This is a genomic window from Streptomyces sp. NPDC039480 (assembly GCF_055597165.1).
In genome coordinates this window covers 845495-857858 of the sequence record NZ_JBVITX010000002.1, presented here as the reverse complement: position 1 = coordinate 857858, position 12364 = coordinate 845495, and the positions used below count along the sequence as shown (strand labels likewise).

Annotated in this window: 12 protein-coding genes; 6 read left to right on the top strand and 6 right to left on the bottom strand. The window is 70.9% G+C overall.

Annotation, left to right across the window (positions count from 1 at the left end):
- The first annotated feature begins 163 nt into the window (after positions 1-163).
- Entirely contained in the window at positions 164-757 is a 594-nt protein-coding gene (locus ACZ56E_RS09855; RefSeq protein WP_471212833.1) for a TetR/AcrR family transcriptional regulator, read from the top strand.
- 644 nt (positions 758-1401) lie between these two features.
- Here the strand turns inward: ACZ56E_RS09855 and ACZ56E_RS09850 are convergent.
- A complete protein-coding gene (locus tag ACZ56E_RS09850) occupies positions 1402-2259 on the bottom strand; it encodes a hypothetical protein (protein ID WP_471212830.1) in 858 nt (285 codons plus the stop codon).
- A gap of 192 nt (positions 2260-2451) precedes the next feature.
- Between ACZ56E_RS09850 and ACZ56E_RS09845 the strand changes: the two genes are divergently transcribed.
- Positions 2452-3441 (top strand): DUF4097 family beta strand repeat-containing protein, encoded by a 990-nt coding sequence (locus ACZ56E_RS09845; protein WP_471212828.1) that lies wholly within the window; start codon positions 2452-2454, stop codon positions 3439-3441.
- A 1-nt stretch (position 3442) separates the two neighbouring features.
- On the top strand, positions 3443-4525 hold the full coding sequence (locus tag ACZ56E_RS09840) for a PadR family transcriptional regulator (RefSeq protein WP_471212826.1): 1083 nt from the start codon (positions 3443-3445) through the stop codon (positions 4523-4525).
- Between the two features lie 475 nt (positions 4526-5000).
- Here the strand turns inward: ACZ56E_RS09840 and ACZ56E_RS09835 are convergent, their stop codons facing one another.
- The 4 genes from ACZ56E_RS09835 to ACZ56E_RS09820 all read right to left on the bottom strand — a co-directional run bounded on the left by ACZ56E_RS09835 (position 5001) and on the right by ACZ56E_RS09820 (position 8188).
- Entirely contained in the window at positions 5001-5582 is a 582-nt protein-coding gene (locus ACZ56E_RS09835; RefSeq protein WP_471212824.1) for a Clp protease N-terminal domain-containing protein, read from the bottom strand.
- Entirely contained in the window at positions 5582-5791 is a 210-nt protein-coding gene (locus tag ACZ56E_RS09830; RefSeq protein ID WP_362990112.1) for a sigma factor-like helix-turn-helix DNA-binding protein, read from the bottom strand. Before ACZ56E_RS09830 ends, ACZ56E_RS09835 begins: the two co-directional genes overlap by 1 nt.
- 57 nt (positions 5792-5848) lie before the next feature.
- Positions 5849-6811: a zinc-binding dehydrogenase gene (locus ACZ56E_RS09825; RefSeq protein ID WP_471212821.1), complete on the bottom strand. Its 963-nt coding sequence runs from the start codon at positions 6809-6811 to the stop codon at positions 5849-5851.
- Positions 6812-6964: 153 nt separating this feature from the next.
- Positions 6965-8188, bottom strand: coding sequence for an NAD(P)-dependent malic enzyme (locus ACZ56E_RS09820; protein WP_468608964.1), 1224 nt, complete (start codon positions 8186-8188; stop codon positions 6965-6967).
- A gap of 580 nt (positions 8189-8768) precedes the next feature.
- Here ACZ56E_RS09820 and ACZ56E_RS09815 point away from each other — a divergent pair.
- The 3 genes from ACZ56E_RS09815 to ACZ56E_RS09805 are packed head-to-tail and all read left to right on the top strand — an operon-like array spanning position 8769 to position 11465.
- Positions 8769-9725, top strand: coding sequence for an ABC transporter substrate-binding protein (locus ACZ56E_RS09815; protein WP_471212819.1), 957 nt, complete (start codon positions 8769-8771; stop codon positions 9723-9725).
- 40 nt (positions 9726-9765) lie between these two features.
- Positions 9766-10707, top strand: a complete 942-nt coding sequence (locus tag ACZ56E_RS09810) for an amino acid ABC transporter permease (protein ID WP_468608968.1) — start codon at positions 9766-9768, stop codon at positions 10705-10707.
- A complete protein-coding gene (locus ACZ56E_RS09805) occupies positions 10704-11465 on the top strand; it encodes an amino acid ABC transporter ATP-binding protein (RefSeq protein ID WP_468608970.1) in 762 nt (253 codons plus the stop codon). The genes ACZ56E_RS09810 and ACZ56E_RS09805 overlap by 4 nt, the downstream gene beginning before the upstream one ends.
- A gap of 116 nt (positions 11466-11581) precedes the next feature.
- On the opposite strand, the gene ACZ56E_RS09800 is transcribed toward ACZ56E_RS09805, so the two are convergent.
- Entirely contained in the window at positions 11582-12361 is a 780-nt protein-coding gene (locus ACZ56E_RS09800; RefSeq protein WP_471212816.1) for a methyltransferase, read from the bottom strand.
- Between the last annotated feature and the right edge of the window lie 3 nt (positions 12362-12364).

Here is a 12364-nt window from a genome sequence, read left to right as displayed (position 1 = left end):
GCGCCACCCCCGCCTTTCCCATTCCCATTCGCCCCATACCGAGGCACCGCAAACGGAGAACCTCTCCACTTAACCCGGCCTACGATACGGAGAACCTCTCCGGATGACTAGCCCCCGGCGCCCCGGGGAGCGAGGATGATCCGATGACGATGAGGATGATCCGATGACGATGACGAACTCTCGGGAAGCCTCCGCAGACCGGCAGCCGCGTGCGGACGCGCGGCGCAACCGGGAGCGGATCGTCACGGCGGCACGGGACGCGTTCGCCGAGGCGGGCCCCGAGGCCTCCCTCAACGAGATCGCCCGCCGCGCGGGGGTGGGCCCCGGCACGCTCTACCGCCACTTCCCCACCCGCCCCGCGCTCCTGAGCGCGGTGCTCAAGGACCGCATCGACACCCTGTGCGCACGCGCGGAGGAACTCCTCACGGCCGCCTCTCCCGACGAGGCGCTGGCCGAGTGGCTGCACGCTTTCCTGGCCCACGCGCGCGTGCACCAGGGCCTGGGCAGCGCCCTGCTGATCGAGGAGGCGGAACAGCCGGACGCCCTGGGCTTCGACTGCCACCAGCGGATCCAGGACGCGGCACACCGGCTCCTCACCCGGGCCCAGCACTCCGGAACAGCCCGCCCCGACCTCACGGCCGCCGACCTGCTCCAGCTGGTGGTAGGCATCGCACTGTCAACGGCACACACCTCATCGGACCCATCCCAACCGACCCGCCTCCTGACCCTGACCTTGGACGCAGTCCACCGCCCCTGACCCCACACCGGGACGCCTCACTCAGCCCCACACTCGGGCGCCCACCTCGCCCCCGGACCCGCCCCGCTTTAGGGCCCCGTAGGGGCCTTTAAGGGGCGCGGGGAACTGCGCGACCAGCCCAAGGCAGCCCGCAGACGCCAACGAGCCCGAGGCAGGCAGACGCGCCTGCGGGGTTTCGGCTGGTCGACCCGCTGCGAGCCGCCTACGGCCAGCCGCGCAGCTCCCCGCCCCCCCGGTGGGGCACCGCCCCCGCTTCAGGGCCCCGCGAGGGGCCTTTTTCAGGGGCGCGGGGAACTGCGCGACCAGCCCAAGGCAACCCGCAGACGCCAACGAGCCCGAGGCAGGCAGACGCGCCTGCAGGGTTACGGCCGTCGACCCGCTGCGAGCCGCCTACGGCCAGCCGCGCAGCTCCCCGCCCCCCCCGGTGGGGCACCGCCCCCACTTCAGGGCCCCGCGAGGGGCCTTTTTCAGGGGCGCGGGGAACTGCGCGACCAGCCCAAGGCAACCCGCAGACGCCAACAAGCCCGAGGCAGGCAGACGCGCCTGCAGGGTTACGGCCGTCGACCCGCTACGGGCCGCCCACCTCACCCCGCGCCGGGGCACCTCGCCAGCCCCTGCACCACCCACGCCACGCGCCCCCCGCCTCAGCCGCGCGCCCGCACCCTGTCGTACGCGAGACCCCCGACCCCCTGCACCAGCAGCAGCGCGGCCGCCGCGGTCCACCCCGCACTGCGGCGCCGGAGCGCCCACACCGCCAGCGGTAGGCCGGCCGCGACCTGGGCCGCCGCCAGCGCCCGCGCCTTGGGCCCCCGCACCCAGGGCCCGAGCGGACCCTGCTCCACCACTCCGAACTCGGCCCGCACGGCGTCCCGCCACCCGGGCCACTCGACCTGCCGCACGCCCTGCTGGACGCGTGCCACCTCACGCAGCCGGTCGGCCGGTTCGCAGGGGCCGAGGCCCGGCGGGAGGGCGAGACCCGTGCGGGTGAGGACGGCGAGGAGCCCACGCATCCGAGCGCGCGCGTCGGCCTCCGTGTCGGGCCGGCCGAGCGCTTCGAGGGACTGCACATCGAGTACGGGATCGAGCCCGAGGCGCGCGGCGAACGTACGCATCGCCTCGTCCTCCCCGAGAGGCGTCCCGTTCGCCAGCCACTCGTACCCGACGGTCCGCCGGAAGCCCGCCGCGAGGGTGTAGCCGGAGCGGTCGTCGTCCCACCACAGGGCGAGCACGGGCCAGCCCGAACCGACGGCGAGCGCGGTGGCCCACCCGGTCAGCACCCGGTCGACGGGCTCCACACCTTCGGCGCCCCCGTCCCCCTGCAGCCACGGCTTGCCCTCGGGCACCAGCACGCTCCAGCCAGGACCGGCCTCCACGAGCAGCATCCGCTCGCGGAGCAGCTGGGCGACGGTCTCGACGGCGTCGGGCTCGGCCCGGCACAGCAGCAACGCTCCGGCGGCCGTGGCGAACCCGGCGGAATCGGGCGAAGAGACATGGGACGGCATGGCTCCACGCTAGGTCAGATCGGATGAATCGGCCCATAAACCCACACAGAAGCGCCGTGAGGCAGCTCGGACGGGCGGTTCACCCGTCGGGTGTCTTGACTTCGCGGAGCCGCGATATATCGTGAATGGCAGAGACGCGATATGGCGCGTCGCGTCAGGATGCGGCCACCGGTCCGCCAAGGAGGTCAGCCCATGCCCGAGTGGTCCGTCGCCGAGCCCCGGAAGCTCACGCTCGACGCCCCAGTGACAGCACTCCACGTCCGCGTGGTCAACGGCACGGTGAATGTGGTGGGCACGCACGAGGGCCCCGCCCGCCTGGAGGTCTCCGAGATCGAGGGCCCGCCCCTGCGGGTGACCCTGGAGGACGGCGTCCTCACCGTCGCCTATGACGACCTGCCGTGGAAGGGCTTCCTCAAGTGGCTCGACCCCAAGGGCTGGCGCCGCAGCGCGGTGGTCTCCCTTGCCGTGCCGTCCGCCACCGGCGTCGAGGTGGGAGTGGTCGGCGCGGGCGCCGTGATCTCGGGCATCGAGGGCCGCGCGGAGGTGAAGGGCGTCAGCGGTGACACGACACTGCTGGGCCTCGCGGGCCAGGTCCGCGCGGACACGGTCTCCGGGAGCGTGGAGGCGCAGGGCGTCACCGGCGCCCTCCGCTTCAACTCCGTGTCGGGGAGCCTCACCGTCGTCGAGGCCGCAGGCCCCTCCGTCCGGGCCGACTCGGTGAGCGGCTCGATGATCGTGGACCTCGACCCGGCGGCCACCCCGACGGACGTGGCCCTGACGAGCGTGTCGGGCGAGATAGCGATCCGTTTGCCGCACCCGGCGGACGCGGAGGTCGAGGTGGACACGGCGAGCGGCACGCTGTCGAACGCCTTCGAGGATCTACGGGCCCGCGGAGCTGGGGGGTTCCCCACCCCAGACTGCTCGGGAGCGTGGGGACTGGGGTCCAAGCGGATAGCGGGGCGCCTGGGCACCGGACGCGGCCGGCTCAAGGCGACGACGGTGTCCGGCCCCATCGCACTTCTGCGCAGGCCACAGAGAGAGGAAGAGCCGACGGCAAATCCGGCGGGAGGCCCGATGAAGGAAAATCGATACCACGAGGTCCCCCTGGACATGCCCTCGTCCGACCCCCACGGCTCGACTGACGGCCCGACCGATGGCCCGACCGACAAGAAGGTGCTCTGACATGCCCCCCGTGTTCGCCCACGGCCGCCTGCGCCTGTATCTGCTCAAGCTGCTCGACGAGGCCCCGCGCCACGGCTATGAGGTGATCCGCCTCCTCGAGGAGCGCTTCCAGGGGCTGTACGCACCTTCGGCAGGCACGGTCTACCCCCGCCTCGCCAAGCTGGAGGCGGAGGGCCTGGTCACCCACACCACCGAGGGCGGCCGGAAGGTGTACGCGATTACGGACGCGGGCCGCGCCGAGCTGGCCGGCCGCAGCGGTGAGCTGGCCGATCTGGAGCTGGAGATCCGCGAGTCGGTCGCCGAACTCGCCGCCGAGATCCGGGACGGCGTCCAGGGCGCGGCCGGTGACCTGCGCCGCGAGATGCGCGCCGCCGCCAAGGAGGCGCGGGCCTCGGGCGGTTCGGCCACCGGTAAGCCCTTCCCGGACCCGAGCGACTTCTTCGACGGCAGTTGGGGCGACAAGGAGGGCTGGCGCCAGGCGAAGGAGGAGTTCAAGCGCGCGAGGCAGGAGTGGAAGGAGCAGGCGCGGCGCGCGAAGGACGAGAGCCGCCGGGCCCGCGAGGAGGCCCAGCGGGCGCGCCGCCAGGCCAAGGACGCGCAGGAGGAGGTCGAGCGGATCGCCAGGCGCGTGCAGGAGCAGGTGCAGGACCACTTCGCGCGGGGCGACTGGCCGACGGGCGTGCGTGAGGGCTTCGCCGAACTGGCCAAGGAGTTCGGCGGTTTCGGCAAGGACTTCGCCAAGAACTTCGGCACAGGCACACCCCCCGGCACCGCCACGGACACCGAGCCCACCACCGACACCACCCCCACCGCCCCCGGCCCCGACTCCGGCGCTGACGCGGGACCCAAGTTCAGCGCCGCCCGCGAGGACATCCCCGTGGACTACGCCCCGGACTGGGCCCGCGAGGACCTCACCGGCAACCCCGGCAGAGACCTCGACCGCCTCCTGGACCGCTTCCGCGACGACATCCGTGACGCGGCCAGAGACCACGGGGTGACGGACGCCCAACTCCGCGAGGCCCGCCGCCACTTGTCACAGGCGGCGGCCCACATCGGAGCAACCCTGCGGGCGCCCAGCCACTGACATGGGCCACGAGAGCCTCAGCCCCCGGCTCGGGACCCGGGGCCTGGGCCCGGCGGCCCGCAGACCCGAGGGCGGGAGGCCCGAGGGTCCGGGGCCGAGAACCCTGTAGGCCGGGGGCCCGGGGCCGAGAACCCTGTGGGCCGGGGGCCCGGGGCCGAGAACCCTGTGGGCCGGGGGCCCGGGGCCGAGAACCCTGTGGGCCGGGGGCCGGGGGCCGGGGGCCGGGGGCCGGGGGCCGGAGGCCGGAGAACCCTGTGGGCCGGGAAGCCGAAGACCGGCCGGGGGGCTCGGTCCTAGGTCCTGCAACCTCGGGACCCCGGACCCCGGACCCCGGAACCCGCGATCCCAAGAGCTTCGGGACCCCGGACCCCGCGATCCCAAGAGCTTCGGGGCCCCGGACCCCGGTACCTCGCGAACCCAGGGCGGGCCCGACGGACCCCGGAACCCCGACCCCCGGCCCCGGCCCCTCCGGGTGTCAGGATGCGCCGGCGAAGAGGACCCGCTCCAGTTCCATGTGCGTCACCCCGTGGTCCGCGAGGACCTCCGCGGTCACCCCGGGGCGGGTCGTGAGGGCGAGGAGCATGTGGTGGGACCCGATGACCCGGTCGCGGCGCGCGGTCGCGATGCGGAGGGACTTGACGAGGACCTCTTTGGCGTCCCGTGTGAAGGGGAGGCGACCGAGCCAGGACTTCCGGCCCGGCCCCCGGCCGCCCGCGCGGGAGCCGGCCAGTACACCCACCCCGTGCGCCTCTTCCACGCGGGCGACGATCTCCTCGACGTCGATGCCGAGGCCGGCCAGCGCCTCCGTGTCGGCCTGTGAGAGCCCGCCCCTGCGCCGCGCCTCGGCGAGGGCCCGTTCGATCGACTCGCGCCGGTCCGCCGTCCCCAGGGCGATCAGCGCGAACGAGGCGCGGCCCGTGGTGGCCCCCTGGCCGAGCTGTGCGAGCAGGGCGAGCAGCATGTGCCCGTCGTCGACGCCGGAGGCCCCCGCCCGCTCGGCCTGTTCGACCGCGCCCAGGACCACGGCGCGGGACTCCTCGGTGAACCGCTCGAACATCACTGCCTCCCGTACTTCTTGTGCACGGCCTGCCTGCTCACTCCGAGCTCCGCGGCGATCTCCTGCCACGACCAGCCCTGCAGGCGCGCACTGCGCACCTGCACGGCCTCCAACTGCTCCACCAGCTTCCGCAGCGCGGTGACGGCCCGCAGACCGACCCGTGGGTCGTGATCGCCCGCGCGCTCGGCGAGATCCGTTGCTTCGGTCATGGTTGTCAACTTACGTTGACGAGCAGGAGACGTCAACTCAAGTTGACATCCCAGCCCTCAGACCTCCAGCACGATCTTTCCGAACAGGTCGCCGGACTCCAGGCGCTCGAAGCCCTCGCGGGCCCGGTCCAGGGGGAGCACCTGGTCGATCACCGGGCGAACCCCCGTGGCCGCGCAGAAGGCCAGCAAGTCCTCCAGCTCGTCCTTCGTGCCCATGGTCGAGCCGACGACCTTCAGTTCCAGGAAGAAGATGCGGGTGAGCTCGGCGTGCGAGGGCCGGTCGCCGCTCGTCGCGCCCGAGATGACCAGCGTGCCGCCGGGCTTCAGCGACTTCACGGAGTGGGACCAGGTCGCCGCGCCCACCGTCTCGATGACGGCGTCCACCCGCTGCGGGAGCCGCGCGCCCGACTCGACCGCCTCCACCGCGCCCAGCTCAAGAGCTCGCTTGCGCTTGGCCTCGTCCCGGCTCGTGGCGAAGACCCGAAGGCCTGCCGCCTTGCCGAGGACGATCGCGGCCGTGGCGACGCCGCCGCCCGCGCCCTGTACGAGGACCGAGTCCCCGGGACGTACACCGGCGTTGGTGAACAGCATGCGGTAGGCGGTCAGCCATGCGGTCGGCAGGCAGGCCGCCTCCGCGAAGGACAGTTCCTTCGGCTTGGGCAGCACGTTCCAGGTGGGGACGGCCACGCGCTCGGCGAAGGTCCCCTGGTACTTCTCCGTGAGGATGGAGCGGCCCTCGCGGGGCCCGACGCCGTGCCCCGTCTGTCCGATGACGGAGTGGAGGACGACCTCGTTGCCGTCCTCGTCGATCCCGGCGGCGTCACAGCCGAGGATCATCGGCAGCTTCTCCTCGGGCAGGCCGACCCCGCGCAGGGACCAGAGGTCGTGGTGGTTGAGGGAGGCGGCCCTGACGTTCACGGTCGACCAGCCGGAGCGCGCCTCGGGGGCGGGCCGCTCCCCCAACTCGAGGCCGTCGAGGGGCTGGTCACGGTCGATACGAGCAGCGTAGGCAGCGAACATGAGGTGACGATAGGCAGGCCGGGCGGCCCAGCGGAACCACGTACGCCTGTGACACGCGCCGCGCCCGGTACGCCTGGGACACGCGCCGCGCCCCCTGCCGTGCGACGAGGCACGACAGGGGGCGCGGAAGAGCTCGGCGGCCGGTGGCAGGTGTCAGCTGCGGGCGACGCCCTCCGCCCGGGCGGCAGCGGCGACCGCGGCCGTGACGGCCGGGGCGACCCGCTCGTCGAACGGCGACGGGATCACGTAGTCCGCGGAGAGCTCGTCCCCGACGACGTCCGCGAGGGCGTCGGCCGCGGCGATCTTCATGCCCTCGGTGATGCGGGAGGCCCGCACCTGGAGCGCGCCCGCGAAGATGCCGGGGAAGGCCAGCACGTTGTTGATCTGGTTCGGGTAGTCCGAGCGGCCGGTCGCCACCACGGCCGCGTACTTGTGCGCGACGTCCGGGTGGACCTCGGGGTTCGGGTTAGCCATGGCGAACACGAAGGAGTTGGGCGCCATGGAGGCGACGGCCGGCTCGGGGACGGTGCCGCCCGAGACACCGATGAACACGTCGGCGCCGTCGAGGGCGGTCTCCAGCGAACCGCTGATCCCGGCCTTGTTGGTCAGCTCGGCGAGCTCCCGCTTGACCGGGGTGAGGTCGTCCCGGTCGCGGCTCACGATGCCCTTGCGGTCGGCGACCGCCACATCGCCGAGCCCCGCCTCGAGCAGGAACTTGGCGATGGCGACACCGGCCGCGCCGGCGCCGGAGATCACGGCGCGAAGCTCACCGAGCGTGCGCCCGGTCAGCTTCGCCGCGTTCCGCAGCGCGGCGAGCGTCACGACGGCCGTGCCGTGCTGGTCGTCGTGGAAGACGGGGATGTCGAGCCGCTCCTGGAGCTTGCGCTCGATCTCGAAGCACCGCGGCGCCGAGATGTCCTCGAGGTTGACGCCACCGAAGGAGGGGGCGAGCCGCACCACCGTCTCGACGATCTCGTCGGCGTCGGTCGTCGCGAGCGCGATCGGCACCGCGTCCACGCCGCCGAACTGCTTGAACAGGATGGCCTTGCCCTCCATCACGGGGAGGGAGGCCTCGGCGCCGATGTCCCCGAGACCGAGCACCGCGGTCCCGTCGGTCACCACGGCGACGACATTCGATTTCCACGTGTAGTCGTGGACGAGCTCCGGCCGCTCGGCGATCGCGCTGCACACTTTCGCGACGCCGGGCGTGTAAGCCAGGGACAGGTCGTCCTTGTCGCGGACCGGCACGGTGGCCTGCACGGCCATCTTGCCGCCGCGGTGCAGCGCAAACGCCGGATCGAAGGGCTCGGCCGCACCCGCGGGGCCCTCATGATCCGTACTGCTGTCGCTGCGAGGATTGACGATCTCCGCTGCCACTTGTCTGACCCCTTAAGTCTTATTCATCAGTTGAGGGTGTCCACTCCCGGTTGAGAAGTGGGCGGGCACCGTGTCCGTTCCCCGCCTGTCGGCGGAGGGAGGTACGGACACGCGGGCGCGCCGCACACGCGCCCTGAGCCCCGGATGAGGGGTGTAGCCAACCTTTGTACCCGAAGGCGGCGGGCACGGGCGAGTGACATTGGTTGCAGCATGCTCCGCAGAGGTCCCTCGAGGCCGGGACGAGCGGCACTGGGAAATAGGGATCTTTCGGCGTCCACAAACAACCCGATGTCCGAATTCTCCGAATAGTGCGCTCCATAGCGCACCCAAGGAGCCGGAGAGTCCACATTCCGAGATTCACCGGATATTCATCGGTTGACGACGATTCGCTCCACCCCGTTACGCCCTTGCCGTACCGGGATGTTGGCTTTCGAGGCTCGCCCGTTATCCGATTTTGACATCTCCGGCACCCAGAATCGGACGGTCCGAATGGCAAGATGCCGTCATCACACGAGGTCGCGACACCCGAAGGTGTGTGCCCGACCCATCGGCAACTCCCTCATCCGCCGGAGGACCCACCATGACCGCACGCTCCATTTGTCGTAAGACCGCAGCGAAGTCCGCGAAGTCCCGGATTGCGGTGGTCGGCACGATCGCGGTCGTCGGTTCGCTGCTGCTTTCCGGCTGCGGCGACCAGACCAACGACAAGGAGAGCGACACGGTCAGCAACGCCCCGCTCGCCGACAAGCTGCCCAAGGAGTTCCGCGACAAGGGCGTCATCAAGGTCGGGTCCGACATCGCCTATCCGCCGGTCGAGTTCAAGGACAAGTCGGGCAACACCGTCGGCATCGACCCCGACCTGGGCGAGGCGCTGGGCAAGCAGCTCGGGGTGAAGTTCGAGTTCGAGAACGGCACCTTCGACACCCTCCTCGGCGGTCTGCGCTCCAAGCGCTACCAGATCGCGATGTCGGCCATGACCGACACCAAGAACCGCCAGGAGGGCATCGACGAGGAGACCGGCAAGAAGGTCGGTGACGGCGTCGACTTCGTCGACTACTTCACGGCGGGTGTCTCGATCTACACCAAGAAGGGCGACGACCAGGGCATCAAGACCTGGGCGGACCTCTGCGGCAAGAAGATCGTGGTCCAGCGCGGCACCGTCTCGCACGACCTCGCCAAGTCCGAGTCGAAGAAGTGCAAGGGCGGCAAGAAGATCGCCATCGAGCAGTTCGACAACGACCAGCAGGCCCAGACCCGGCTGCGCTCCGGCGGCGCCGACGCGGGTTCGTCCGACTTCCCGGTGGCCGCGTACGCGGTGAAGACCTCGGGCGGCGGCAAGGACTTCCAGCTGGTCGGCGAGCAGGTCGAGGCGGCTCCGTACGGCATCGCCGTCTCCAAGAAGAACCCCGAGCTGCGCGACGCGATCCAGGCCGCGCTCGACGCGATCATCAAGAACGGCGACTACGAAAAGATCATCAAGAAGTGGGGCGTCGAGGACGGCGCGGTCAAGGAAGCCAAGATCAACGGCGGCAAGTGACCCCGCCCCTCCCCCTCCCAGTCGCTGAAAGGCCACTCACGTGACCCCAGACATCTCCAAGAAGGGCCCGGCGGACGACGTCCCCACGGCCCGCCCGGCGGAGGCCATCAAGGCCATCCCGGTCCGGCACTTCGGCCGTTACATCGCCGCGGTCCTGGCGATCGGCGTCCTCGCCTCGATCGTCTTCGCCTTCTCGCAGGGCGATATCAACTGGGGCGCGATCCCCGACAACTTCTTCGACGAGCGCATCCTCAAGGGTGTCCGCGAGACGCTGATCCTCACCTTCCTGTCGATGCTCATCGGCGTGGTCGGCGGTGTGATCCTCTCGGTCATGCGTCTGTCGAAGAACCCGGTGACCTCGTCGATCGCCTGGTTCTACATCTGGTTCTTCCGCGGTACGCCGGTCCTGGTCCAGCTCTTCGTCTGGTTCAACCTCGGCTTCGTCTTCGACTACATCAACCTCGGCCCCGTCTACAAGGACGAGTGGTCGGACTTCATGACGCCGTTCCTGACGGCGCTGCTCGGCCTCGGCCTCAACGAAGCCGCGTACATGGCGGAGATCTGCCGCGCCGGCCTGCTCTCGGTCGACGAGGGCCAGACCGAGGCGTCGCACGCGCTCGGCATGAGCCACAACAAGACGCTGCGCCGCGTCGTGCTGCCGCAGGCGATGCGCGTCGTCGTGCCCCCGACGGGCAACGAGTTCATCAACATGCTGAAGACGACGTCGCTGGTCGCCGCCGTCCAGTACTACGAGCTCCTCAAGTACGCCCAGGACATCGGCACCTCGTCCGGCGCGACGGTGGAGACGCTGCTGCTCGCCGCCTGCTGGTACCTGATCATGACGTCGATCCTCAGCGTCGGACAGTTCTACCTGGAGCGTTACTACGCGCGCGGTTCGTCGCGCTCGCTGCCGGACACCCCCTGGCAGAAGATCAAGGCCAACATGCTGTCCCTCAACAGCCCGCGGGGAGGCACCGCATGACCGCCATGGTGAAGTCCGAAGGCGTCCACAAGTCCTTCGGCAACGTAGAGGTCCTCAAGGGCATCGACCTGGAGGTCGAGTCGGGTGAGGTCTTCTGCCTCATCGGCCCGTCCGGCTCCGGCAAGTCGACGTTCCTGCGCTGCATCAACCACCTGGAGAAGATCAACGCCGGTCGGTTGTACGTCGACGGGGAGCTGGTCGGCTATCGCCAGAAGGGCGACAAGCTGTACGAGCTGAAGGACAGCGAGGTCGCCCTGAAGCGCCGGGACATCGGCATGGTCTTCCAGCGCTTCAACCTCTTCCCGCACATGACGGCCCTCGAGAACGTCATGGAGGCGCCGGTCCAGGTCAAGGGCATCGCGAAGGCCGAGGCGCGGGAACGCGCGGGCCAGCTCCTTGAGCGCGTCGGCCTCGCCGACAAGGCGGGCAACTACCCGTCGCAGCTCTCCGGCGGCCAGCAGCAGCGCGTGGCGATCGCCCGTGCGCTGGCGATGGACCCGAAGCTGATGCTGTTCGACGAGCCGACGTCGGCGCTCGACCCCGAGCTGGTCGGTGACGTGCTCGACGTGATGCGCGACCTCGCGGAGTCCGGCATGACGATGATCGTCGTCACGCACGAGATGGGCTTCGCCCGCGAGGTCGGCGACAGCCTCGTCTTCATGGACGGCGGCGTGGTGGTCGAGTCCGGCAACCCGCGCGACGTCCTGACGAACCCGCAGCAGGAGCGCACACAGTCGTTCCTGTCGAAGGTGCTGTAACCGCGCCCTGTAAGGGGCGCGGGGAACTGCGCGAGCAACCACAGCGGACCCGCACGTGAGAACGCGCGGAAGGGGCGGTACGGATCAGCGATCCGTACCGCCCCTTCCTTTGCTGGTTACTTCAGGCCGAGAACCATCGCGTCGGAGGGCGAGGCCCACACCGTGCGCGCCTCGCCGAAACCCGCCTCGCGCAGCGTCCGCGCGTGCCACTCGGGCGGCGGGGTGTCGCCGTCCGCATGCTCGCCGTAGATCTCGAAGCGCTTGGCGGTGGGCTCGGCGAGCACCGGGTCCTTGGCGGCGAGCTGCCACCACTCCTTCCAGTCCACGGCGCCCTCGGCCTTGGCGCGGTCCATCCGGGCGTGGCGCTGGGCGCGGTCGGCCTCGTTCAGGCGGGGCGTCGCGGGGTCGGGCATGTGGTCGGCGTTCATGAAGACGCCGCCGTCGCGGACGAGTCCGGCGACCTGGCCGTAGAGCGCGGCGAGCGGTTCGCTGAACAGCCAGTGCAGCGCGGTCGCGGTGAGCACGGCGTCGTACGAGTCGTGCGGCAGCGCGGCGGTCCAGTCGGGGTCCTTCAGATCGGCGGTGACGAAGGTGACCCGGTCGTCCCCGGCGAAGGTGCCCTCGGCGATGGTGAGCAGCGCGGGGTCGAGGTCGACGCCGACGCTTGTCGCGTCCGGGAACCTCTTGAGCAGCCGGTCCGTAATACTTCCCGTACCGCACGCCAGATCGAGGACGCGCGGCGCGGTGCCGACCACGGCCTCGACCATGTCGAGCATGATCCGGAACCGCTCCTCGCGGTCCGGGAGGTACCACTGCTGCTGCCGGTCCCAGCTGTCCTGCCAGGCGCGCCAGTCGGTGCCGAGCGCGGCGCCGGCCTCGGTCCCCGTTTCCGTCATCAG